Annotated in this window: 27 protein-coding genes and 1 riboswitch; all 27 genes read right to left on the minus strand. The window is 53.0% G+C overall.

What is annotated here, in order from left to right; translation table 11 throughout:
• Positions 1-59: 59 nt before the first annotated feature.
• The gene (scpB, locus tag CHM34_RS01855; RefSeq protein WP_240511812.1) at positions 60-740 is read right to left on the minus strand and encodes an SMC-Scp complex subunit ScpB; all 681 of its coding nucleotides are present in this window, start codon (positions 738-740) and stop codon (positions 60-62) included.
• Positions 688-1,521 carry a segregation and condensation protein A gene (locus CHM34_RS01860; protein WP_094262864.1) on the minus strand — a complete coding sequence of 278 codons (834 nt, stop codon included), beginning with the start codon at positions 1,519-1,521 and terminating at the stop codon, positions 688-690. The genes scpB and CHM34_RS01860 overlap by 53 nt, the downstream gene beginning before the upstream one ends.
• Entirely contained in the window at positions 1,511-1,993 is a 483-nt protein-coding gene (gene ribH / locus CHM34_RS01865) for a 6,7-dimethyl-8-ribityllumazine synthase (RefSeq protein WP_094262865.1), read from the minus strand. Before ribH ends, CHM34_RS01860 begins: the two co-directional genes overlap by 11 nt.
• A 21-nt stretch (positions 1,994-2,014) precedes the next feature.
• Positions 2,015-3,214: a bifunctional 3,4-dihydroxy-2-butanone-4-phosphate synthase/GTP cyclohydrolase II gene (locus CHM34_RS01870; protein ID WP_094262866.1), complete on the minus strand. Its 1,200-nt coding sequence runs from the start codon at positions 3,212-3,214 to the stop codon at positions 2,015-2,017.
• A 15-nt stretch (positions 3,215-3,229) separates the two neighbouring features.
• The gene (gene ribE, locus CHM34_RS01875) at positions 3,230-3,871 is read right to left on the minus strand and encodes a riboflavin synthase (protein WP_094262867.1); all 642 of its coding nucleotides are present in this window, start codon (positions 3,869-3,871) and stop codon (positions 3,230-3,232) included.
• 72 nt (positions 3,872-3,943) lie between these two features.
• Positions 3,944-5,071, minus strand: coding sequence for a bifunctional diaminohydroxyphosphoribosylaminopyrimidine deaminase/5-amino-6-(5-phosphoribosylamino)uracil reductase RibD (gene ribD / locus CHM34_RS01880; protein ID WP_094262868.1), 1,128 nt, complete (start codon positions 5,069-5,071; stop codon positions 3,944-3,946).
• A 311-nt stretch (positions 5,072-5,382) separates the two neighbouring features.
• A riboswitch (FMN riboswitch) is annotated at positions 5,383-5,523 on the minus strand.
• A 133-nt stretch (positions 5,524-5,656) separates the two neighbouring features.
• Positions 5,657-6,628 (minus strand): COX15/CtaA family protein, encoded by a 972-nt coding sequence (locus CHM34_RS01885; RefSeq protein ID WP_094262869.1) that lies wholly within the window; start codon positions 6,626-6,628, stop codon positions 5,657-5,659.
• A gap of 138 nt (positions 6,629-6,766) precedes the next feature.
• Entirely contained in the window at positions 6,767-7,843 is a 1,077-nt protein-coding gene (locus tag CHM34_RS01890) for a murein hydrolase activator EnvC family protein (protein WP_141201611.1), read from the minus strand.
• Positions 7,844-8,221: 378 nt separating this feature from the next.
• Complete coding sequence (lysA, locus tag CHM34_RS01900; RefSeq protein WP_094262872.1) at positions 8,222-9,556, minus strand: diaminopimelate decarboxylase; 1,335 nt, start codon at positions 9,554-9,556, stop codon at positions 8,222-8,224.
• Between the two features lie 166 nt (positions 9,557-9,722).
• Positions 9,723-10,307: a stage V sporulation protein SpoVABEA gene (spoVAEA, locus tag CHM34_RS01905; RefSeq protein ID WP_094262873.1), complete on the minus strand. Its 585-nt coding sequence runs from the start codon at positions 10,305-10,307 to the stop codon at positions 9,723-9,725.
• Positions 10,308-10,330: 23 nt separating this feature from the next.
• Complete coding sequence (locus CHM34_RS01910) at positions 10,331-10,747, minus strand: stage V sporulation protein AB (protein WP_169713535.1); 417 nt, start codon at positions 10,745-10,747, stop codon at positions 10,331-10,333.
• Complete coding sequence (locus tag CHM34_RS01915; protein ID WP_240511837.1) at positions 10,734-11,348, minus strand: stage V sporulation protein AA; 615 nt, start codon at positions 11,346-11,348, stop codon at positions 10,734-10,736. Before CHM34_RS01915 ends, CHM34_RS01910 begins: the two co-directional genes overlap by 14 nt.
• 306 nt (positions 11,349-11,654) lie before the next feature.
• Positions 11,655-12,416, minus strand: a complete 762-nt coding sequence (gene sigF / locus CHM34_RS01920) for an RNA polymerase sporulation sigma factor SigF (RefSeq protein ID WP_094262875.1) — start codon at positions 12,414-12,416, stop codon at positions 11,655-11,657.
• Positions 12,417-12,425: 9 nt separating this feature from the next.
• Positions 12,426-12,878, minus strand: coding sequence for an anti-sigma F factor (spoIIAB, locus tag CHM34_RS01925; RefSeq protein ID WP_094262876.1), 453 nt, complete (start codon positions 12,876-12,878; stop codon positions 12,426-12,428).
• Complete coding sequence (gene spoIIAA / locus CHM34_RS01930; RefSeq protein WP_094262877.1) at positions 12,875-13,228, minus strand: anti-sigma F factor antagonist; 354 nt, start codon at positions 13,226-13,228, stop codon at positions 12,875-12,877. The genes spoIIAB and spoIIAA overlap by 4 nt, the downstream gene beginning before the upstream one ends.
• Positions 13,229-13,372: 144 nt before the next feature.
• Positions 13,373-14,572, minus strand: coding sequence for a D-alanyl-D-alanine carboxypeptidase family protein (locus CHM34_RS01935; RefSeq protein ID WP_094262878.1), 1,200 nt, complete (start codon positions 14,570-14,572; stop codon positions 13,373-13,375).
• Between the two features lie 149 nt (positions 14,573-14,721).
• A complete protein-coding gene (locus CHM34_RS01940) occupies positions 14,722-16,050 on the minus strand; it encodes a pyrimidine-nucleoside phosphorylase (RefSeq protein WP_094262879.1) in 1,329 nt (442 codons plus the stop codon).
• Complete coding sequence (locus tag CHM34_RS01945) at positions 16,050-16,877, minus strand: purine-nucleoside phosphorylase (protein WP_094262880.1); 828 nt, start codon at positions 16,875-16,877, stop codon at positions 16,050-16,052. The genes CHM34_RS01940 and CHM34_RS01945 overlap by 1 nt, the downstream gene beginning before the upstream one ends.
• Before the next feature lie 44 nt (positions 16,878-16,921).
• The gene (locus CHM34_RS01950) at positions 16,922-17,749 is read right to left on the minus strand and encodes a purine-nucleoside phosphorylase (protein ID WP_094262881.1); all 828 of its coding nucleotides are present in this window, start codon (positions 17,747-17,749) and stop codon (positions 16,922-16,924) included.
• Positions 17,750-17,769: 20 nt separating this feature from the next.
• Complete coding sequence (locus tag CHM34_RS01955) at positions 17,770-18,957, minus strand: phosphopentomutase (protein WP_094262882.1); 1,188 nt, start codon at positions 18,955-18,957, stop codon at positions 17,770-17,772.
• Positions 18,958-19,022: 65 nt separating this feature from the next.
• Entirely contained in the window at positions 19,023-19,265 is a 243-nt protein-coding gene (locus CHM34_RS01960) for a DUF4227 family protein (RefSeq protein ID WP_094262883.1), read from the minus strand.
• 70 nt (positions 19,266-19,335) lie between these two features.
• Positions 19,336-20,469, minus strand: coding sequence for an alanine dehydrogenase (ald, locus tag CHM34_RS01965; RefSeq protein WP_094262884.1), 1,134 nt, complete (start codon positions 20,467-20,469; stop codon positions 19,336-19,338).
• Positions 20,470-20,564: 95 nt separating this feature from the next.
• Entirely contained in the window at positions 20,565-21,044 is a 480-nt protein-coding gene (gene fur / locus CHM34_RS01970; RefSeq protein WP_094262885.1) for a ferric iron uptake transcriptional regulator, read from the minus strand.
• Between the two features lie 97 nt (positions 21,045-21,141).
• Complete coding sequence (gene spoIIM, locus CHM34_RS01975; protein WP_094262886.1) at positions 21,142-21,780, minus strand: stage II sporulation protein M; 639 nt, start codon at positions 21,778-21,780, stop codon at positions 21,142-21,144.
• 68 nt (positions 21,781-21,848) lie between these two features.
• Complete coding sequence (locus CHM34_RS01980) at positions 21,849-23,027, minus strand: endonuclease Q family protein (protein WP_094262887.1); 1,179 nt, start codon at positions 23,025-23,027, stop codon at positions 21,849-21,851.
• On the minus strand, positions 23,024-23,674 hold the full coding sequence (locus CHM34_RS01985) for an NUDIX hydrolase (RefSeq protein ID WP_240511813.1): 651 nt from the start codon (positions 23,672-23,674) through the stop codon (positions 23,024-23,026). The genes CHM34_RS01980 and CHM34_RS01985 overlap by 4 nt, the downstream gene beginning before the upstream one ends.
• A 21-nt stretch (positions 23,675-23,695) precedes the next feature.
• A complete protein-coding gene (locus CHM34_RS01990) occupies positions 23,696-24,919 on the minus strand; it encodes an ROK family transcriptional regulator (RefSeq protein WP_240511814.1) in 1,224 nt (407 codons plus the stop codon).
• Between the last annotated feature and the right edge of the window lie 21 nt (positions 24,920-24,940).

The following is a 24,940-nucleotide window of genomic DNA, read 5'->3' on the forward strand; positions in this document are numbered from 1 at the left end:
AAAGAAACCCTTCCACAAATGTGAAAGGGTTTCTCAAAACGCTCCCGCATAAAAACCGTTCAGACCGGGCTTTCCGCTTCCCCGTCTGACTCCGCCGTCTCCTCTGCGGGTGCAACACTCTCTTCTGCTGCTCCTTCAGCTGCGGGATCCACACCCAGCCGTTGGTACAACTCCTGCCTTTCTTGCTCCAACTCAGCCCAATCAAAGATGGTATCCACTGAAGGTAGTTCCTCCAGAGACTTTAAACCGAAGTAATCCAAAAATTCCCGACTCGTGCCGTAAAGGATGGGACGGCCGACGCCTTCGGCACGGCCCACCTCTCGGATTAAACCTTTGCGCTTTAAATAATAGATCGTCCGTTCACTCTTGACACCGCGAATTTCCTCCAGATCCGCCCGGATGATCGGTTGACGATATGCGATAATGGCCAATGTCTCCAGGGCGGCCCGGGACAGTCGGGATCGATTGGGGGATTGGGCCAGCTTCTCGAAGTACTCCTGGTGTTCCGAGAGGGTGGTTAACTGGTACACTTGGGCCACCTCAACGATTTGCAGGCCCCGACCCTGTTCCTTCCACTCCTCTTTCATCTCTTGAAGGATTTGGGATACCACCGGTTTATACAGTCCCGTCACTTCGGTCATCTCATTGAGGGATAAGCCATCTTCCCCCGCAGCAAACAGCAAGCCCTCAATCACCGGTTTCCACTGTTCCCGTTCCAGTCGAACCCCCTCCTTCCCCATGAACCGATTCGATCTGAATATCTTCGAAAAGGCGCTGTTGTCGAATCGCGATTTGCCGGGTTTTCATCAGTTCCAACAAGGCGAGGAAAGTGGTCACGATTCTCTCTTTGGTCACCCGGTTCCAGTGAAGAAGTTGGGAAAAACACAGATGCCCTCCGCAGGTTGCCAATGTGTCCGATATTTCCTCCATCCGATCGCTGACGGAAATTTCGTCCCGTGTCATCTGGGTCATCGGTTCCTCCGTCTCTTCACGGCGGGCCAAGGCCTCCGCAAAGGCCTGAAGCAGGTCATCCGGTGTGATTCCTTCCACCGGATTTTCTTCCGGAGTAAAAGGTGTTAAATCCATCGGAAGACGGGTATACACCTGACTCCGTTCCTCCTCCCGAACACGCAACTCATCAGACAGCCTTTTGTACTTTTTATACTCCAATAAACGCTGAATGAGCTCCTCCCGAGGGTCCAGCCCTTCTTCTTCATCCTCCTCCGGCAGCATCTCGAAAACATCGGCCGGTTCGGGGCGCGGCAGGAGCATTCGACTTTTAATAGACAGCAGACGGGCCGCCATCACTAAAAATTCGCTGGCGATATCCAATTCCAATTTCTGCATCGCCGACAGATACTCCATATACTGATCTGTGATTCGGGCGATAGGAATATCACACACATCCAGCTCCGACCGGTCGATCAGGTGAAGGAGAAGATCCAACGGCCCTTCGAACATCTCCAGCTTAATATTGACGTTTGTGTTTTCCTTCCCGTTGTACACTTTCCTATTTTCCATACTCCTTTTCGAGGGAGTGTTGCAGATCGGCCATTTCGATGGCTGCCAAGGCCGCTTCCCATCCCTTGTTGCCGGCCTTTGTACCTGCCCGTTCAATCGCCTGCTCGATGGTATCCACTGTCAAGACACCGAAAATCACAGGGAGTCTATGCTTTAACCCGAGGGTTCCCACTCCCTTGGCCGCCTCTGAACAAACGTAGTCAAAGTGGGGGGTGGAGCCGCGAATAACCGCTCCCAGCGTGATCACTGCATCATAACGGCCCGAAGCGGCCATCTGGTCAGCGACCAGGGGAATCTCAAAGGCCCCCGGCACCCAAGCGACATCGATGGAAGGCTCCTCCCTTCCGTGACGGCGCAGAGCATCCTCCGCTCCGGCCAACAATTTTTCCGTGATAAAAGCGTTGAAACGACTGACGACAATACCGAACCGACGCCCGTCTGAATGGAATTGTCCTTCAAAGGTATGGCTCAATCGATTTCCTCTCCTTTTCCGTCAAAAATGTAACATGTGACCCAGCTTACTCTTCTTTGTCCGGAGATACTTTTCATTATCGGGAACAGAGGGCATTTCAATCGGCAGTACTTCCGTCACTTCCAGACCGTATCCCTTCAACCCGGTGATTTTTCGGGGATTATTGGTAAGAAGACGCATCCGACGGACTCCGAGATCCCTCAAAATTTGAGCGCCCACCCCGTACTCCCTCAGGTCGGGGCGAAAACCGAGACGCAGATTGGCTTCTACGGTATCCAAGCCCTCTTCCTGCAGTTTATACGCCCTCAATTTATTCAACAGACCGATTCCTCGGCCCTCCTGCCGCATATAAAGGAGAACTCCGTTCCCTTCCTCATCGATCTGTTTCAAAGCGGCATGAAGTTGGGGACCGCAATCACAGCGGTGGGAACCGAACACATCCCCGGTCAAACATTCCGAATGGACCCGTACCATTACCGGTTTCTCCGGATCAATCTCCCCTTTGACTAAAGCCACGTGCTCTTTTTCGTCCACTTCGTTTTGGTACCCATAAGCGGTAAATTCTCCGAACTCCGTCGGGAGACGGGTGGAAACCACCCGTTCCACCAGTTTGTCCTTGCGGTTTCGGTAGTGGATCAGATCCTGGATGGTGATCATTTTGATCTCATGTTTTTTGGCAAACTCCATCAGATCCGGAACCCGGGCCATCGACCCGTCCTCTTTAATCACTTCGCAGATGACCGCCGCCGGATAAGCACCGCACATCCGGGCCAGATCCACTCCCGCTTCGGTGTGACCCGCCCGGCGCAATACTCCGCCCTTTTTGGCAATCAGGGGAAAGATATGACCGGGACGGCGAAAATCCCCGGAACGGGTGCGCGGATCGATCAAGGCCTTGATGGTGTCCGACCGCTCATGGGCGGAAATTCCGGTTGTGCTGTCTTGATGATCCACAGAAACGGTAAAAGCCGTCTCATGGGTCTCCGTGTTATGATGAACCATCAGAGGCAAATCCAGTTCCTCCGCGCGCTCCTCGGTAATCGGCGTACAAACCAATCCCCGTCCGTGAGTGATCATAAAGTTGACCACCTCCGGAGTCGCCTTTTCCGCCAAAGCGACGAAGTCTCCTTCATTCTCCCGGTCTTCATCGTCCACAACGATAATGACTTTCCCTTGCATCAATTCATAGATCGCTTCTTCAATCGGATCGAATGCATCCACTTCACCCACCCCCTCTCATTCGGCAAAGCCGAAACGCTTCAATTTTTCTTCCGACAACCCACGATCTCCACTCTGTTCAACCAGTTTGGCCACATACTTCCCGATCATGTCGCATTCGATGTTGACCGCATCACCCGGCTGAGCGTCCTTCAGTTGGGTGGATTCCAAGGTGTGGGGAATCACCGATACAGTGAAGGCCCGTTCTTCCCATTCGACCAGGGTGAGACTGATTCCGTTGACGGCAACAGAGCCTTTATCCACCATCCACCGTGTCAACCGGTCAGGTACCTCAAAACGGAAAAGCACCGCATTCTCGGAAGGGGTACGGGATTGAATCCAACCCACTCCGTCCACATGCCCCTGGACGAAATGGCCTCCCATCCGCTGCCCCGCCGCCACTGCCCGCTCCAGATTAACGGGTGTTCCGACGGAACACCGGCCCAGATTCGTCTTTTTCATCGATTCCGGCATCACATCCGTATCGAAAAAATCTTTCCCGAATGAGGTGACGGTCAGGCAAACCCCGTTGACGGCAATGCTGTCGCCGACAGACACGTCGTCCAACACCCGCTGGCAGGCGACACTGAGACGCATCGCCATCCCCCTGCGCTCCACAGCGCGAATCCGGCCCACTTCCTCCACCAATCCTGTAAACATCGATCTTCCTCCCTACTGGCCCTTTCAGGCAAATTGGTTCTGCTTATCCTCTGCTGGGGTGGTCGGCCCAACTTAGTTTCCTGATAGGTCCTTCGTTTTTTCGGGATATCCCGTCACACACCAATCCTCGCCGACGGATTCCACATGCAGACGGGATAACTCCACCGCTCTGCTCATCCTGTCCGGGCCGGTTCCTTCCACGGCGGTGGGACTGTTCTTTCCTCCCAGCAATTTGGGAGCGACGAAGAAAACCACTTTGTCCACCAAGCCCTCTTCCAGCAAGGAAGCATTCAACTCCCCGCCGCACTCAGCCAATACGGATAAAACCCCTTCCTGACCGAGGATGTTCAGAACCGCTTCGAGATCGACCCGCGGCCCTTTTCCAGCCCGGATCACCCGGACTCCTTTCGCCGCCAGAGCCCGCTCTTTTTCGCCGTCCGCCTCATCCGTGCAAAACACCCAGGTGGAAGCTTCCCCGACATCAGCCAACGGAGCATCCAATGGAAGGCGGAGGCGGCTGTCCAAGAGGACCCGAAGCGGGTTTCGCCCTCCCGAGGGGAGACGGACAGTCAACCGGGGGCGATCCCGCAAAGCCGTTCCGGAACCGATCATGACCGCATCGCACCAGTGTCTCATTTGATGCACCCGCTCCCGGGCGGCTTCACCGGTAACCCACCGGCTATCCCCGGTCGGTGTCGCTGTTTTTCCATCCAGTGTAACGGCGGACTTCAAAATGACAAAGGGGCGACCGGTTCGGCGGTGGTGGAAATAAGCCTCGTTCAACTCCAGGCATCGGTTCCTTAACACGCCCTCTTCCACCTCGATGCCCGCTTCCTGTAAACGTCTCTCTCCGGATCCGGACACTCGCTCATCCGGATCGAGGGTTCCGATCACCACCCGTTTCACCCCGGCGGCAATCGCCCGTTCCGTACAAGGAGGAGTCCGCCCGCGGTGGTTGCATGGCTCCAGCGTGACATAAAGGGTACTTCCCTGCGCCTCCTCGCCGGCCAAGTCCAGAGCGTACACTTCGGCATGGGGAGCTCCCGCTCGCAAATGGGCGCCCGAACCGAGCACTCGTCCTTCTTTCACCACGACAGCCCCCACCATCGGATTCGGCGAGGTTTGCCCGCGTGTGGTTTCAGCCAGATGCAAGGCCAGATCCATCCATTTTTCGTCGGTTGTGCCTCTGTGTTGTGTCATCGGTAGTTCTCCTTCTTACCGTCCGGTTCTGTCCGATCCGGGTACGAAAAAAAGCCCTGACCGTCAGGGCTTTGTAAAAACGAGAACAAGAACGCACCAGAGAAGTGTCACCGGAATGCAACACCATCCCGCTACAGCCCCGAACCTGCAAACTGTAGGAAGTACAAAGGTGTCATTCTATCCGGGTATGCGTAAGAAGCCCCCGGGTTACGAATGGACTGCTTCTGAAAAAAGCACGGGGGGATCCGCCGCATCAAGCTTCCTCATACAGGAAGCTTCCGGTGATCACATGAGGTACGCATCTGTCCTGTTTCATCCTTCTCCCATCCAGACTCTCACTGTCGGCCCCGGAATTTCACCGAGTCCACCGCATTGATGCGGGTCACGGACTGAGGCGGAACTTTTCCGCCATCACCGCCGGTCGGGATTTTCACCCAGCCCCGAAGGATTGACAGAATCGACCATATGGATCTTGTATAATGTAGAATCATTACGGTTTAAACCGCATCACTCTTCTTTTAGCTTACCCAAAAACGAACCGACTGGCAAGAGGGACAACACCCTCCCCTTGCCTCGCAAGCAGGATCACTGGATCAAGGGCCTGCCGCCGGATGGTTCGGGGCCCTTCGATTCCGGCTCCGCATCGGATTGCCAAGGCTTCCCGATCTGAAGACAAAGGTAACAAAGGGCAGCGAAAAAAGCGGCGATCAAAGTCGTATGCAGAAGGGCGATCATCAGTTCCAAACCGGTCAAAACAACCAATCCTCCGCTGATCACTTGAAGGAAAGTCAGGATAAAAGCAACCAGGCTTCCCTTCCAGAGATCCCGACGGTGGGGATAGTTTTTTTTCACCGTCCACAAAAGCCAAAGAGTCAACAGAAAGAGGAATCCGGCAAAGAAACGGTGGGTCATCTGAATTCCCGCCTGAGTCTCCAGGCCGGGCCAAAACGTATCCCCGCACAGGGGCCATGTGGAACAACCCATACTGGAACCGGTATGGCGAACATAAGCACCGGTGTAAACCACCAGATAAGTATAAACCGCCAACCCGTAAATCCCGTACTTCAACCGCCTGGAAACAGGCTGTCGGGATCCCTTGTAACCGGGAGATTCCATATTTTTTGCCAACTGGAACAAAACGACAGAAAGAAGTGCCACTGCTGCGAAGGAGAGAAGGGAAAGTCCGAAGTGAAGAGCCAATACCGCTTTGGATTGGCCGAACACCACAGCGGCCGCCCCCATCAATCCCTGCAAAACAATGAAAAAGACACTGTTGAAAGAAAGAAACTTCACCGTCCGATTGTCCCGGTAAGCCCGCCACGCCCAGACAGAAAGAACCGCCACAATCAGACCGACGGCACCGGATACAATTCGGTGGCTGTATTCGATCCACAGCTCAAGAGTGTTGTAAGTGGGAAATACTTCACCGTGGCAAAAAGGCCAAGTATTGCCGCAGCCGTCCCCTGAACCGGTTTTGGTTACCAACGCCCCCTGAATCAGAATCATAAAGTTTCCGATAACACCTAAAACGGATAACCCTCGTAACCATCGGTTCATGGCAGAACCTCCTCATTCAGCCATTCAATATCCATTATCCTATCATATCACATCGCCTCTCATACCCGGCGGACCGTCACGCATCCGACACCAACTGTCCACAAAAAAGCCTCCCTTTCGGGAAGCTCTTTCATTCCGCTATCTCATATAATTGACAGGATTGACATAATTACCCGGCGAACCTTTGTGCACCTCAAAGTGCAGATGAGGTCCGGTCGACCGACCGTTGTTCCCGATCGCGGCGATTTGCTGGCCGCGCTTGACGACATCCCCGGTGCGGACTCGGACCGTCGTCGACCACATATGGGCGTACAGGCTGAACACCCCACCGCCGTGATCGATCATAATATAATAACCGTATCCGCAGGAACAGCTCCGACTGCGGATCACTTTACCGTTGGCCGCTGCATGGATCGGCGTGCCGATGGAGTTGGCGTAATCGATCCCCGTGTGAAACTCGCTGTCCCGGTAGCCATACCCTGACGTCATCGGGCCGTTGACCGGTCGGCTGAGAGGGCCTTGGTAAGCAAAATTGCCCGACTTCAGGTTGGAGAGGTCCAACTTTTGCAATTCTTTTTTCGTGTCCCCCTCCTCGTGGCTCAGTTCGGCCAATGCGGACTTGTTTTTGTTCATTTCCTCGGTCAGTTCGTCATAAGCTTTTTGTGCCTTTTCAGCTTCTTTCTCCTGCTTTTTAGTCAATTTTTCCAGGTCGTCTTTTTCTTCCTTGACTTTTTGTTTTTCTTCGTAGTACTCCTCGACGATTTTATAGTCCCGTTTCACTATCAATCGCATAATTTCAAAGCGCGCAAGAAATTGGTCAAAGGAATCCGCCGTCACCAGTGACTCCATCCGGTTCATACTGCTGTTCATGTACATGGAACGGATGCTGTTTTTAAATTCGTCGTTATACCGGTCCAGCGTTTTTTGTGCCTCTTTCAAGCGCTTTTCAACCTTGTCCATTTTCTTTTCCGTTTTTTCAAGCTGATTTTCCGCTTCGCTCAGCTTCTCTTTTCGTTTCTCGATTTTCGATTTCAGTTTTTGGATGTCTTCTTCCTTCTCTTTCTTTTTCTCCTGAATCTCGTCCAGCTTTTCGTTCAATTCGTCCTTTTTGTCTGCTTGAACCCACCCCGGAGGCCAGGTGGCGAATACCAGACAAAACGAAGTCAAGACGGCAACCACAGTGCGTTGGAAGCGACCCTCTCCTCGTTGATTCAAAAAATGATCACCCTTTCCCTTTCAGGATCCTTCATTTTGAGAAAGGCGCACCCGGCGCGGAAAATCATTTTTTCGCCGAAAGCCGGAGCGCGGCTCCTTACCGGGATCGCTTCACTGGAAATCGCTTATTTCTCCGCGGAGTTCCCTTCTGAAAAGAGATTTTCAATCCTTGACTGTCCAACACTCTGAAATAATCAAGTCTCGACGGAGTTTAGTATACAGTAGCTCCGTCTTGCCATCAATAAAAGAGAGGCCATAAAAAAGACCTTCCTTCCTAACAAAAAGGATATAGAAACAATCATACAAAAGTTATAAATACATGATCGGCAAAGAAAAACCCGCCTTCATCGGGCGGGTTTTGCCTGAAAGGTTCGTCGCCTACGAAGAGCGGAAAGGTTCAGCAGCAAGCATCCGTTCCGGAAGCCGATCGTTACGCGTCAAATCCTCCAGGGTCTCCCGGCGAACCACTAATTCCGCTTTCCCTTCCCTGACAAAAACCACTGCAGGACGGCGAACCCGGTTATAATTGTTGGCCATGGAATAATTGTAAGCACCGGTACAACTGACAGCCAAAATATCTCCGCTCTTCACCTTCGGTAAATCGATGTCCCAAATCAGCATATCTCCGGTTTCGCATAATTTCCCCGCCACGGATACCGTTTCCTCCGGGGGGGCCGGTGCCCGGTTGGCCAGTAACGCTTCATAACTGGCCTGATAAAGAGCTGTCCGGGGGTTGTCATTCATTCCGCCGTCTACGGAGATGTATTTGCGAACACCCGGTATCTCCTTGATTGTTCCCACCGTATACAGGGTCGTACCCGCTTCCCCGACGATACTGCGCCCCGGCTCCACCCAGATTTCCGGAAGTTGCTCCGCATCGGCAAAACCGGAACGAACCGCCTCAGCGATGGCTTCCACATACTGTTCCACCGGCAGAGGAGAATCGTCCCCGTTATATCGAATTCCGAAACCGCCTCCCAAATTGAGAATACGGGTCACGAAACCGGTGGTTTCCTCGCATTCCCGGGCAAAATCGGACAGCTTTTTAATCGCCATACGGAACCCGTCCACTTCGAAAATCTGTGATCCGATATGGCAATGGAACCCTTCCAGAGCGAGATGATCCGACTGGAGAGCGCTGTTTACAGCTTCGAGCACTTGCCCGCTGACGAGATCGAAACCGAATTTGGAATCTTCCTGACCCGTCTGGATATAGTTGTGAGTGTGAGCCTCCACGCCGGGAGTGGTGCGGAGAAGAACACGAACCGTTTTTCCCTTTTGCCGGGCCAGTTCATTTAACAGACGCATCTCGACAAAATTATCCACCACGAAACGTCCTATGCCCACTTCCAGGCCCATCTCCAACTCCTGGGGCGTTTTGTTGTTCCCGTGAAAATAAATGTGGTCCGGCGGAAACCCCGCTTGCAAAGCGGTAAAAAGCTCTCCGTCGGATACCACATCCAGGTGCAATCCTTCCTCGGCGACGACACGACACATCGCCAGGGTGCTGAAAGCCTTGCTGGCATAAGCCACCTGAAACGGAAGGTTCGTGGATTGAAACGCCTTTACATAACGTCTCATTCGTTCCCGGATCAGTGCCTCGTCCATCACATACAAAGGAGAGCCGAACCGGTTCACCAATTCCACCGCATCGCAACTGCCGATCTCTAAATGTCCCTTTTCATTTATTCGGCTGGTCCCGTGTAGTTGCATCAATTGGTTTTTTCGCCCCTCTCTACGGCATAAAAAAAGCAACGGACGAATACGTCTGTTGCCAAAACGCAATCCGTAACCTCTGCTCATACGACCGTTTTTCTTCATCCGAATCGATTTTTCATGAGGATATCATATTCACCGCTCTCTGCCAAGGGTTAACCGCTCAATCCTTTTGATGGGCAGTCATACCCCAACCATTCTCTTCCAAAATGATCATAACCGCCTTTGTCGTTACAGGAGCTCCCCAGTCACGGTCGTCATGATGGCTCATCTTTCCCACATCCCCAATTCCGACCACCATCGGCAACCGGAATCGGTTTAACACATCCACCGTATCGCCATAGATTCGCAAAGGGGCATCGGGAATCTCCACTCCATCTTTATCCACACCATGACCGACGATATGGCCTTCCTGATCCAAGGCGACATGAACCGGAGTCCCTTCCACGGAATCACTGTTGGAAGCCACCGCCACCACTCCCAGAACCTCGATCGCCGGATGGGAAATCACATACTCCAGGGCGGTCTCGCCCCGCCCTTTATGACGGGATCCGCAATCATCGAACATGACCAACACCGGATCATAGGCGGCTTTCTCAATCAGGTCTACCAATCCGGGACCGTCCAAGGGGGTGGGATTCCCTGCGGAAGAGGATATGCACCGCCCGCCGATCTTTTCGGCCACCTGTTCCACGGTTTCCCGAGCCACCCGGTCTCCGTCAGTAATCAGGATCACTTGACGTTTCATGTTCCATCCCTCGCCTCATCCACTTAAAAAAGGATCCATTGAAACAGAGATCCTACCACTTTTCCGATGACCATCGCCATCAGCAGATACATAATCCGGGACTTCAATCCCATCCGTTTGGCCAAAATCGGCAACACATTGATCACTTCCGTCAATGCCGCCGCCAAAAGTCCCACAAAGCAACCGGCCAAGGCTCCCACCGGAACCGCGCTGATCGGGATCAAGGAAGCACTCCAGCCCCGAAAATCGACCCAAGTGGATATCAATGCCCCAAAAATAAGAGCATACTCGTACAGAGGAACCACTTTTTGGGCCCGTGACATGACTGTCAACCTCGGAATGACGTCCAATACCGTTAAAAAAGCGACAAAACCGCTGCCCACCGCCAACCCGCCGGCCAATCCCACAACCATCACTGCCAAGCTATCAAGAAAATCCATCGGGGACCTTCCGCCGATCCTTGTCTTTCTCATGGTCAATGACATACTGGTCGATGTTCTCTTGGTACAGAAACACCTCCAGCTCCAAGGGGCTCGGTTCGTCATTAAACTTTTTCTTAAACAGGCGGTTAAAAAAAAGGACCATACCCAGACCGATACCCAATGAATAGGGGATTTGCAGGAGAAGTGGACGCGGATGATGCACTCCCGTCAAAAGGTAGTAGATTCGCTGGTGAACCTCTTTCATGCTGACATCGGTGTGAAAGTTCATGATGGCCAACCCCGATCCGATAAACAAAAGGATCCATACAATCGCGACATAGAGGCCGGCCGGGACCCTCGTCTTCGCCTTTTGTTCCACGATCGTATAGGGTTGTCCGATGCCTCGGATGTCCAGAGTGCTGTCATGCTCCCGGATGACGCGGACCACTTCCATCCATTCAATCACCATATAGTTACCCTGATCGCGGGTAAATCGGGCAACCGGCAACTGATCCAACACATCGGCATCTTTTTCCGCCATCAACCGGGTCACGTCGACCACCCGCAGAACCTGCCCCGGTCGGGCCTCCACCCGCTTTCTCATCTGAAGATAGACCATCCTTCGCAACAGGAGGACCTCCTACCTTTCATTCCCGGGTGTCCGGTCATAGGGTTTTGGGTTCATAACATTTCTAGTATGTCTTTCCTTTTTTAACCCCATACAAAAAAGCACCCATAAAAGCGTTGAAACGACTGCAAGGGACCTCTTTTCCCGCTGACTCCGTTGCCGACCCGCAAACAAAATCTGTCCGCTCTTCATTTCTCCGTTGAACAGGTCAGAAAAACAGGAAAAAAGGTCCCTTCCATCGCAAATCACAACGCTTCTAATGGATACCCGAAAACCGAAGGCTGTCGACGACCTCGGTCAAGATGAATCATCGATCTCCTCCCGCATTTGCCGGATAATTTTCTTTTCCAGGCGGGAAACTTGTACTTGGGAGATACCCAGCCGTTTAGCCACCTCGGACTGAGTCCGGTCTTTAAAAAAACGAAGATAGACAATCAGCCGCTCCCTTTCGCCCAGCTGGTTGATCGCATCCTTCAGCGCCAGTTTGTCAAACCAGGAATCCTCTGTGTCATCAGCGATCTGATCCATTAAAGTAATCGGATCTCCGTCATTTTCATAAACCGTTTCGTGAATGGAGGTCGGAGACCGACTGGCTTCCTGAGCGAAGACAATCTCCTCCGGGGACACCCCCATCTCTTCAGCCAGCTCATAAACCGTCGGGGACCGGCCCAATTGTTTGGTCAGTTCATCCTTCGATTTGCGGATGCGATTGGACAATTCCTTCAGGGAACGACTCACCTTCACCATACCGTCATCCCGGAGGAACCGTTGAATTTCACCGATGATCATCGGAACCGCATACGTAGAAAATTTTACATCGTAAGCTAAATCAAACTTGTCCACCGCTTTCAACAACCCGATACACCCGATCTGGAACAGATCCTCTGCTTCATATCCGCGGTTTAAAAAGCGCTGCACGACGGACCAAACTAGACGGATATTGTGCTGAACCAAGCGATCCCGCGCGTCGGTGTCCCCTTTCTGACTCGCATGAATCAGTTCCTTCACTTCTTTGTCAGACAGGTGTTTGTGACGGGAATTACGCACATCTGAGTCCATGGGCAACCCTCAATTTCGAATCGTCTGTTGGTGGGTTTTTAAAAACTTAACCAGTCGGACCCTCGTTCCCCTGCCGGCGGCCGAAGAGATATCCACTTCGTCCATAAAGTTTTCCATAATGGTAAAGCCCATTCCGGATCGCTCCAATTCCGGCTTAGACGTATACAAGGGTTGGCGGGCTTCCTCTACGTCGTCAATCCCGACTCCGTCATCCTCGATGGTGATACTCACTTTATGCCCTTCAACCTCGGTCCGGATCGTAATCACTCCGTCGGTTCGTTCTTCGTAACCGTGGATCACCGCATTGGTCACCGCTTCGGAGACGACCGTCTTAATGTCCGTCAACTCCTCCATGGTCGGATCCAATTGGGATATAAAGGAGGCGACGGCAACCCGAGCAAAAGACTCATTTTCCGACCGGCTGGTGAACCGAAACTCCATAAAGTTGGTATGTACGCTCATGACGCCACCCCACATGCGAGTAATGCCGATTGTTCATCTTCGTGAAGGGCTAAAATCTTAAACATGCCCGATAATTCAAACAGTCGATGGATGGAAGGACGCACCGAGCAGAGCATCATGTTGCCGCCAAGCTGTGAAATTTGCCGGTATCGTCCCAGAATCACCCCCAGCCCGGAACTGTCCATAAAAGTTAAATCCGACAGATTGAAAACCAGATCTCGGTAGATTCCCTTGTCCAGCTCGCTCTCCAACCGTTCCCTCACCTCCGACGAGGTATGGTGATCCAACTCTCCCGCAAGCCGGACCACGAGCACTTTGCGCCGTGGGAATACATCGACGTACAAGCTCATCTCTTCACCCCTCAACCATGATCTGTCATTCGGATTTTCCCTTGTTTTCTACGGATCATCCGTTCTTTCCTTCTTCCTGACAAAAGAACCAAAAAATCGAGGTTCCCTGTCGACGGGAACCCCGGGCTTTGTCGATGAGATCCATCAGGGGGTGGAGGGCTGTTTTGCAGTCGGTGCCTGTTCGGGAAGGAAAAACATTTTCTTTGTCGTCCGTTTCATTAGAGTCCATGCATCAGCTCGGGGAATGTCCCGCGCGGAAACCAACTCCATCCGGGAAAGAACCTTTCCTTTGTTTTCAACCACCACATGACCAATCGTTTGGCCTTTTTTCACCGGAGCGGACAAGCGTTTCCATTCGACTCGGCGGGTATAATCGGAAGCGTTTTCCCCTTTTTTGACCAAAAGACTGAATCGCTGAGGGGACCGCACTTGAATAAAGTTCTTCAGTCCCTTATCCACGGGAACCCAATCGATCCAATCTCCCTTCTTGTATACGACGTGGTTGGTATACTGGTTGAAAGCATAGTCCAACATCCGGGAAATTTCCCCATTTCTCGCCTTAGGATCCGGTTCTCCCATCACGATGGCAATGGCCCGGAAAGTACCCTTTTGAGCCGTCGCTGACAAGCAGTATTTTGCCTCACTGGTAAACCCGGTTTTGATACCGTCCATCCCTTTATAAAAACGGACAAGGCGGTTGGTGTTCACAAGCCAAAAAGGGTTCTCGGTATCCTTACGCAAGTAGTCTTCGTAAATGCGGGTATAACGGGTAATTTCGGGATGCTTTAAAAGTTCGCGGGACATCACGGCAATATCCTCGGCGGTGGTATAGTGATCCGGCGCGGACAAACCGCTTGTGTTCTGGAAGTGGGTGCGGTTCATCCCCAGCTCCTTCGCCCGCTCATTCATCCTTTCAACAAAGGCCTCCTCGGTTCCCGCGATATGCTCCGCCAAGGCGACGGAAGCATCATTGGCGCTTCCCACCGCCACCCCTTTCAACAAATCCCGCAGTCTCATCGTTTCACCGGACTCCAAAAAAATCTGAGATCCGCCCATTGATTCCGCTCGATCACTGACGCGCACCGTATCATCATAAGAGATTTTCCCTTGTTCCAAGGCCTCCATGATCAACAGCATGGTCATGATTTTGGTAATACTGGCCGGAGGCAGTTTTTCCCGGCTGTTTTTTTCATATAGAACCGTACCCGTATCGGAATCGATCAAGATCGCCGAACGGGCCTTGGGAGCCAATCCGCTTTCCTCTGCCGCCAACGATTTCACCGGAACCAGGAACGAAAAAAGCAGGCAGAACGAAAGCATACACATGCATATACGGAATCGCATCCACGTTTCCCTCCTATTCATCGTGACTTTAGTTTGAACGATAAACAGGAGGATTATTCCAAGAAGGAATATTCTCCTTGACTCCGGTATAAAAGAAGCCGATCCCCGACACACCGCCGGGAATCGGCTTCTTTCTACAGATTGAATCATCACTCAGCCTTCTCTCCCTCATCGGTCACAATCCCCCGGATCTGACGGGGTGGGGATACAGGATGATCAGAAAGAGTGACCGCATTCAAAAAACGTTGTTCCGCCGCTTCCAGAGTCTCTTCGTCATTGCCGTGAAGCAAAGCGAGAGTCTCTCCCTGTTCCACAGGATCCCCGATTTTTTTGCGGAGGACGATGCCGACCGCATGATCGATGACGTCGTCTTTCGTCTCTCTTCCGGCCCCCAGCTGCATCGCGCACAGACCGATTTCCTCCGCATCCAAAGCAGATACCGTCCCTGACCGGGAAGCGACGACCTCCACCACCCGATCGGCCCGAGGCAGGTAGCGATCCGGTTCTTTGACTGCCCGCACGTCTCCACCCTGAGCTTCCACAAATTCCCTGAATTTATCCAGGGCGGAACCGTCCGCGATCTTTTCCTCCAACCTTCGGCGGGCTTCCTCTACCGTCTCGGCGGCTTCGGAAAGCACCACCATATGGGATCCCAGTGTCAAACAAAGTTCCGTTAAGTCGGCGGGGCCTTCTCCCCGCAGGGTATGCAGGGCTTCCTTCACTTCCAGGGCATTTCCGACCGCCTGGCCTAACGGCTGATTCATATCACTGATGACGGCAACCGTCCGACGACCGACCTGGGTGCCGATTCCCACCATGGCCCGAGCAAGACGGGCGGCTTCTTCCTCATCCTTCATAAAAGCACCGGATCCCGTCTTGACATCCAGTACAATCGAGTCGGCTCCACCTGCAATCTTTTTGCTCATAATCGAACTGGCGATCAGAGGGATGGATTCCACAGTTCCTGTCACATCCCGCAGGCCGTAAAGCTGCTTGTCCGCCGGTGTGAGGTCGGCGGTTTGCCCCATGACGGCAATCCCGATCTCATTAACCTGCTCGGCAAACCGCTCCTGGGACAGGGAAGTGGAAAAGCCGGCAAAGGACTCCAGTTTATCAATCGTCCCTCCGGTGTGTCCCAGCCCCCGACCGGACAGTTTGGCCACTGGCACCCCGGCGGCGGCGACGAGAGGGCCCAAAACCAGGGTGGTGGTATCCCCCACTCCGCCGGTACTGTGTTTATCCACCTTTACTCCCCGGATCGCGGAAAGATCCACTTCCTCCCCGGAACGAACCATTTCCAAAGTCAAGTCCGCCGTCTCCCGATCGGACATTCCCCGGAAAAAGACGGCCATGGCCCAGGCGGACATCTGATAATCCGGAATCTCATCCCGGGCGTATGCTTGAACCAGATGCCGTATCTCCTCCGAACTCAGTTCCCCGCCATCCCGCTTTTTGCGGATGATATCCACCGTATGCATTACTCCTTCACCTCAGCTACGATTCCTTTCACCAACCGGATAAATACAGGCTTAGTCCGATCAGCTGTCTCCACTACCTGCTCATGGGTCAACGGTTCCAACTCCTCGCCGATCGCCATGTCCGTAATACAGGAGATTCCCAAGGTGCGGAGACCGGCATGACGGGCGGCGATCACTTCCGGAACCGTTGACATACCGATGGCATCCCCGCCCAAATGACGCAACATGATCAACTCCGACGGGGTTAAGTAAGCGGGGCCGCTGATACCGGCGTATACACCGGATTGCAGGCGGGTCCCCTGTTGTTGGGCGACTCGGCCGGCCACCTCTCTCAACTCCGGATCGTAAGCCGTGGACATATCGGGAAAACGGGGTCCGAAACGGGAATCGTTGGGACCGATCAATGGATTGCTCCCTGTCATGTTGATATGATCCTCGATCAGCATTAAATCCCCCGGCCGGAAAGAGGTGTTCATCCCACCGCAAGCGTTGGTGGCGATCAACGTTTTAACCCCCAAGGCCTTCATCACATAGACCGGAAAGACAACTTCCCGCTGGGTGTACCCTTCATAAAAGTGGAAACGTCCCTGCATCGCCACGACGGTTTTTCCGGATAGCTGACCGATGACCAGCTGACCGGCATGTCCTTCCACCGTGGATTCCGGAAAATGGGGAATCTCGGAGTAGGGAATCACATCCGCCTTTTCCACGTCATGAGCCAGATCCCCCAACCCGGAACCCAAGATCAAACCCAACTCCGGACGATGAGACGTGTTCGCCTCGATCCACTCTTTTGCCGCTTCGACTTTTTGGTACATTTCACCCATATAACCTCTCCTTTCTCCGGTTCCAACGATCACCCAAAAACTCGTCAGACGGAGCGAATCCCCTGGACAATTCCCTTGACCAGACGGATAAATCGGGGCTTCACAACTTCCGCCGTCTCTATCACTTCTTCGTGGCTCAAGGGCTGGGGAAGGATACCGGCAGCCATATTGGTGATACAGGAAATTCCCAACACCCGGATTCCGGCATGGCGGGCGACGATCACTTCCGGAACTGTCGACATGCCGACGGCATCAGCCCCCATCGAACGGAACATCCGGATTTCAGCGGGTGTTTCATAGGCGGGACCGGTAGAGCCGAGATAAACCCCTTGTTGCAGGGAAATACCTTCCTTTTCCGCCACCTGTTGGGCCAGCCGGCGGTAAGCCGGGTCGTAGGCTTCCGACATATCCGGAAAACGCACGCCCCATTCCGATTGGTTGGGACCGATCAACGGGTTGGTGAACATAAAGTTGATATGATCCCGCACCAACATCAGATTCCCCGCTTCAAAATCGGTGTTGATCCCACCGGCGGCATTGGTGACGATCAGGGTTTCCACCCCCAGTTCCTTCATTACCCGGATCGGAAAAGTGACTTCCTTCATCCCGTAACCTTCGTAGAAGTGGAATCGCCCCTGCATCGCGACAACAGGCTGAGTCTCCAGACGTCCCAGAACCAATTGACCGGCGTGCCCCTCCACAGTGGATACCGGAAAATGGGGAATGTCACCGTAAGGGATCACTTCGGCATTTTGGATCTCGTCGGCCAAAACCCCGAGTCCGGAACCCAGCACCAATCCGATTTTCGGTTGTTCCCCGATCCGCTTGCCAATCCTTTCTGCGGCTTCCTTCGTCTGCTGCACCTTATCCATCGAACATCCTCCCCCTGTTTTTATTTCCATTTTAATTCCGGCAACAGGCTTGTCCCGTATTGGGGAGCCGTAACACCGAAATTATCAGCCACCGTCGCTCCCACATCGGAAAACGTTTCACGAATACCCAGAGACACCCCTTCTTCCGACAAGGAGGGACTCCATAGGAACAACGGGACATACTCCCGCGTATGGTCCGTTCCCTTGTAAGTGGGATCATTTCCGTGATCCGCCGTAATGATTAGAAGATCCTTCTCTCCGACGGTCTCCAGAATTTCCGGCAACCGCTGATCAAAGTCTTCCAACGCTTGTCCATACCCCTCGGGATCCCGGCGGTGCCCGTATTTGGAGTCAAAATCCACCAAATTGACGAAAGCCAAACCCCGGTAAGGCTCCTTCAACACCTGCAACAGTTGATCCACTCCATCCATGTTGGACTCGGTTTTCATGGAGCGGGTAATTCCCACGCCGGCATAGATATCGGAAATCTTTCCGATTCCGATGGAATCCAGCCCGGCATCTTTCAATCGGCTCATCACAGTCGGTTCAGGAGGTTCCACCGAGTAATCCCGCCGGTTGGCCGTTCGTTTAAAACTTCCGGGTTCGCCGATAAAGGGGCGGGCGATCACCCGGACAACGGCATACCGGTCATCAAGGGTGAGCTCCCGAGCCGTTTCGCAGATGCGGTACAGTTCGTCCAGCGGGACCACTTCTTCATGGGCGGCGATCTGGAATACACTGTCCGCTGAGGTATAGACGATCACACTTCCCGTCTCCATGTGTTCGGCGCCCAGCTCTTCGATGATCGCCGTTCCGGAAGCCGGTTTGTTGCCCAGAACACCGCGTCCAATCCGCTCTTCAAAAGCACGGATCAGCTCCTCGGGAAAACCGTCGGGATAAGTTTTAAAGGGTTTGGAAGTCTGAATCCCCATCAGTTCCCAATGACCCGTTGTCGTATCCTTTCCTGCGGACACTTCAGCCATCTTTCCATAATGCGCTTTTGGAGCATCCGCCGGCGGATTCCCCGGAATGGGCTCGATATTGGACAAACCCATTTCAGCCAGGTGGGGCAGGGACAAACCCCGGACTTCAGCGATATGTCCCATGGTATGTACCTTGTGGTCCCCGAATTTTTCTGCATCGGGCAATGCTCCGATGCCGACGCTGTCCAACACGATCAGCGCCACTCGCTCAAAACGTTTCAACATCACTCACCTCGCCGTCAGGTTGAATAAAAAAGGCCGCTTAAGGGTCTCCCCTCAGCGGTTGATCGTTACTCTCCCAACCAGTAAAAGAGTTTGACTCGCTCTCCGATTTCCAGTGTCTCGGAGGAGGCTCCCGCCGATTCGAGAGGTGCGAACACCTTGATCGCTCTCCCCTTGGGTTCACTGTAGGGAGGAGCGGAATGAATCCATTGGGAAATCAAGGCCGTTAAATGATACAAGATAAGGGTAAGGATGAGAAACAGAGTTAAAAATTTGGCCCAGCCGGCGAGCCGTCTCAGCGAGATAATCATTCGGACTCGTCCTTTCCCGTTTTATTTCATATCTATGGAATCAACGAGTCCGTTATGAAACAATGGAGAACTACCCCAGAACGCTTTCCCCCAGCACTTCATCCAGGGATTTATAAGGCAGATTAAGATCCTCCGCTACCGCCTGGTAGGTGACGTAACCATCAACAACATTGACACCGCGGGCCAAGGGAACGTTCTTCCTCAAGGCGGACTCCACACCCTGGTTGGCGATCTTCACCGCATAAGGGATGGTCACATTGGTCAGGGCATAGGTGGATGTTCTCGGCACCGCTCCCGGGATATTGGCAACCGCATAATGAACCACGCCATGCTTTTCATAAGTGGGATGACTGTGGGTGGTCACTCGGTCGATTGTCTCGATGGAACCGCCCTGGTCGATCGCCACATCGACGATGACAGACCCCGGCGTCATTTCTTTGACCATATCTTCCGTGACGAGACGGGGAGCCCGATGACCGGGAATCAGGACGGCTCCGATCAGCAAATCCGCCGTTTTCAAGGCTTGTCCAAGGTTATAGGGATTGGACATCAGCGTACGAACCTGACCCCGGAAGATATCATCCAGCTCGCGCATCCGTTCCGGATTGACATCCAGGATGGTTACGTTGGCTCCCAACCCCAAAGCCACCTTGGCCGCGTTGGTCCCGACGACACCGCCGCCGATAATCACTACATTCCCGGGCAATACACCGGGCACACCGCCTAAAAGCACACCCTTGCCACCCTCAGGCTTCTCCAAAAATTGGGCACCGATCTGGGTGGACATCCGTCCGGCCACCTCGGACATCGGAGTCAACAGCGGCAACTCTCCGCTCTCCAATTGCACCGTCTCATAAGCGATGGCCGTCACTTTATTTTCCATGAGCGCACGGGTTAATTCCGGTTCCGGAGCCAGGTGAAGGTAAGTAAACAAAATCAATCCTTCGCGAAAGTATTCATATTCAGAGGGTTGAGGCTCCTTCACTTTCAGAATCAGCTCCGACGATCCCCATACTTCCGACGCACTGTCCAGAATCTGGGCCCCGTGTTGTGTAAGCGCTTCATCAGGAAAGCCGCTGTCTTTTCCAGCCCCCTTTTCCACCAACACCTCGTGGCCGGCCCCTACCAAAGCGTCGACGCCAGCGGGGGAGATGGCGACACGGTTTTCATTATCCTTAATTTCCTTGGGTACACCAATAATCATATCTCCACTCCTCCTTTTCCATCTTATATCATACCACTTTCGGTAGCATCTTCATACTCTCAATAAAAAACGCGAGATCTCAAGGGTTGAGGATCTCACGTCACTTTGGAGCTCACTGCTTTTTTGGGATCTTTGACTTGATCTTTACACCGGTGACAGATCCCGTGAAAGGTCAGCCGGTGGTCGATAATCTGAAAGTCGAATTCTTTTTGCACCCGATTTTCGATCGGTCCCAACCAATCATCGGTGATCTCATCCACCCTGCCGCAATGAAGGCAGATCAGATGGTGATGATGGTGTTCCGCACCTTCTGCCCGAAACTCGTAACGGGTGACGCCGTCACCAAAGTTGAGTTTGTGAATGATCGAGAGGTCGCTCAAGAGTTCCAAAGTGCGATACACCGTAGCCAAACCGATCTCTGGCGCTTTCTCCTTCACCAACAGGTAAACATCTTCCGCGCTGAGATGATCCTGTTCATTTTCCAGTAACACGCGGACGGTCGCTTCCCGTTGGGGGGTCAATTTGTAACTGTGGGCAGACAATTGCTGCTTGATTTCCTTGACTCTCTCTTCCATCCTAACACCCCCCTGCAACTCCTGACCTCATTATATGGGAGCGGGGAGAGGAAAGTCAATCTAAATGATAAAAAATATCATTTGATAATAATTATAATTAAATGGAAGGGGTGGCCATCCGCATGAAGACGGGAGCTGCATAAGCTTCAAACAAAGCCGATACGACCAGTACGCAGGCCATTATCGTCACCAGAACGGAGTAAGACAAAAACTCCGGGTAAATGGTCCCTCTGCGCTGAATCAATCGATTACGGGCCAGTTGCATGGAGAAGGCCACCCCGCTCACCGCTACCACAATCAAGGCGGGAACGATGATCAGATTATGGGGAACCACTGCGACAAATGCGAACCACAGTCCCTCCCAGGACAGCTGACTCACCAGAAAGCCCACCGTAAACCCGATAACCAGTCCTTTGAGGAAAATCCAGACAAAGATAAAAGGCATGCCGATCACAGACACCCCTAAAATCCACATCAGACCGATCGTTTTAAAATGATCACCCAAGGAATGTTGAAAGGCGACTTTCGGATCAGCGATCGTATCCCGATCCATTCCCCGGAAGAAATGACCGAGGTAATCGAGTAAGTTTTCCTTTTGTACGGGAGACAGGGTATTGACAATCACCGCCCCGAATATAACTCCCATCATGAACAGCACAGCGACAAATACATAAAGTGACAGTTGGCTTTGCACATGTACCCGAAGCGATTCACTGAGGCGACGGTTCCGCTTCACCTTGATTCCCCCCTTGTCCGGTTATTCTATCTCTATGACGGCCAAGAAGGAGATAGACTAGAAACATTCTAGACTTCCACCGATTTTACTTTTCCGTAGGTGCCTCCGCCCCCTTCTTCAAACTCCAGCCGGCGTTCCCGGGCCAACCGGATGTGCCCGGCAATGCCCTTTCCGGCCGCTCTTTCCACTTTTTTCAGAGGAGCGCGGTGAAGAACGTTCATCTCTGTGCCAAACTGTTTCAGCAACTTGTCCAGGGTTTTCGGCCCCAATTTGGGAATGAACTCCAAAGGGACCTGGTACATGTAGGGGGGGCGATGATCCGGCGATTGCGACGGTTGATCGGAGACCTCCCGGACGCGGTCCATCACTCCTTTGATCACTTTGGCTTTTCCGCAATAGGGGCAACGAAGCGAATCGCCAGATGGGAGGAGCTCATCGCAGTTGGCACACCGAGTCCGGTGATATTTGCCCAGTTTGGGATCCAACCCGTAGTTGGCCGCCACACGGCGCCCCTCTTTTCGGGTGAGCGCCCGGCGGAACTCCTCAAAATCCGGTTCCGAGACGACCAATTCATTGTATTCTCGCCCAATCTTCGGAAGGGAATGGGCATCGGAGTTGCTGAGAAAGGAAAAAGGGGACAGCTCTGAAATCCCGTCAGCCATCGCCGAATCCGCGCTTAAGCCCAATTCCACCCCCGTGATCCGCTCCAGGCGGAGAAGTTGGGAGAGGCGATCTACCGCACTCCCATAGACGCTCTTAAAAGGAGTAAACACATGGGCGGGAATCAGCAAGCCCTCCATCTCTGTCACTTTTTCCTCCAGCGCGGAAATCTCCCCGTGATAACGCTGGGTGGATAATTGCATATTTCGTACGTAGCGGGACAACCACTGGCTGAAGCGGGACATCCGGTCCAGCGTGGGAAAGTAAGCCAACAGATGGGCCGCCCCCTGCCCCGGATTTTTCACTTCGATTTCCGTACCTAAAATCACCGTCGTCTCCCCGTATCTCAACCCGCCGCCCGGCAACTCCCGGTAGCGGCCAGACTCCACCCCCTCTGCGATCTCTTCCTGCACAGGTGGAGAATGAGAGTCGATGATACCGATCATCTGGATGCCTTTGCGGTGGGCCGCTTCCCAGAGAATCCGGTCAAAAGTGAGGTTCTTGGCGGCACTGATCTTGACCGGCTGCCCGCTTTCCGTTCTTCCGATGTGAATGTGAAGGTCGGCAAATACGGTTTGAAGTGTCATTTCCCACCCAACACCTGATTCTTCCAAATATATAAAGCCGTCACGGTCTTGGCGTCGCAAATTTCTCCTGAAGCCATCCGATCGAAAGCCTCTTCCAAGGTGAGTTCCGTCAATTCCACAAACTCGTCCGAATCCGGTTGGACATCCCCCGAACTCAGCCCCGTCGCCCGATAGAGATGGAGAATCTCATCGGCAAAACCGGGGGAAGTGTAAAAGGAAATGATCGACTCCAACCGCTCGGCCCGGTAGCCCGTCTCCTCCATCAGCTCGCGGTGGGCGCAAGCTTGTGAGTCCTCTCTCGGTTCCAGCTTTCCGGCCGGAATCTCTAAAATCGTTTTCTCCAGCGGTTTGCGAAACTGTTTGACCAGTACGAGTTTGTTCTCTGCGGTGACAGCCAAAACACCGACGGCACCGGAATGCTTGACCAGCTCCCGGGTGGCTGTTTTCCCGTCGGGCAGTTCCACCTCATCCAGCTGAACACGGATAATCTTTCCGTCGTATATCTTCTGTGTACGAATCGTCTTCTCTTCCAGGTCCAAACAGGATTCCTCCTTAACGTCTTCCCAGTCCTCTTCATGTAACTTTGTTCTGTCTTGTGGTTGGAGCAGAAACACTCCCTGGGTTTTCATTATACACCACTTTACCACCCCACAGCCTCCCGGAGATGATTACCGTTTGTGAGGTATATTCGGCAAAAATAACTTTTTCAGCACGAGCGTGGCTGCCCCGATCGCCGTCGCATCATCGCCCAATTTAGCCGTCTGTATCGCAATCGCCTTCGCAGATATATTCAGGGCACGGGTCTCTACGGTTTCTTTCAAGGTTTCCATTATAAAGTCCCCTGATTTGGAAACACCGCCACCAATAATCACTTTTTGAGGATTTAATGTATTGATGAAGTTGGCAATTCCGATTCCCAAATAGCGTCCGGTATCGGCCAATATCTCCCGGGCGAATTCATCCCCTTGGCATGCCGCCTGATAGACGGTTTCTCCAGTCATTTGACTCCAGTCTCCCTGAACGAACTCACTGATCCGACTTTTCCGACCCATTCGCAATCCCCTTTGCGCGCGGGCGGCAATGGCCGGGCCGGCGGTCAAGGCTTGCAAACAGCCGTCATTCCCACAGGCGCATGTCGGTCCTTCCACATCGATCGTGGTGTGCCCCAGCTCTCCGGCCGTGTAGCTGGTACCTCTGAACAGCTCCTGATTCAATATGATTCCAGCACCCACTCCCATACCGACATTCAAACAAATGAAATCTTCCAGTCCCTGCCCGTGGCCGAACCAGCTCTCACCCAGAGCCATCGCCCGAACATCGTTTTCAACCTCAACGGGGAGATCCCATTCCGATTCCAATGATTCACGGATGGGGATATCATGAAGATTGAAGTTGGGCGCAAAAATCCCCACTCCCCGATCCGGGTTGACCAAACCGTGCATACCCACACCGATTCCGATGACTCTTTCCTTCCGGAGCGCCGCTTTTTCCATGATCCGGCGAATGCTCTCATTCAATAGCTTGATTAACGATTCTTTATCCAACGGCTGAATCACCTTGATATACAGGGAGTCGATAATCGCGGCATCCAGCGTTGCAACGATGACTTTGATATGACTGACCCCGACATCAATCCCGATCACCTGAAACGCTTCGGAATTGATTTTCAGCATAATCGGTTTCCGACCTCCGGTGGAAACCCCTAAGTCACTTTCCTGAACCAATCGGGATTCCAACAGATCATTTACAAGATTCGTAACCGTAGGAGGGGTCAAACGGGTCTTTTTAGCGATTTCTGCCCGTGAAATAGGGCCATCCGTTCGAATGACATTTAAAATCAGTGATTTATTCAACGATTTCATCAGTTGAAAGCTTCCGACCAAACCCTTCACTTTTCTCCCCCTCCCCGCCCG

It is taken from the genome of Paludifilum halophilum (genome assembly GCF_002245355.1).
Taxonomy (GTDB): Bacteria; Bacillota; Bacilli; order Thermoactinomycetales; family DSM-45169; genus Paludifilum; species Paludifilum halophilum.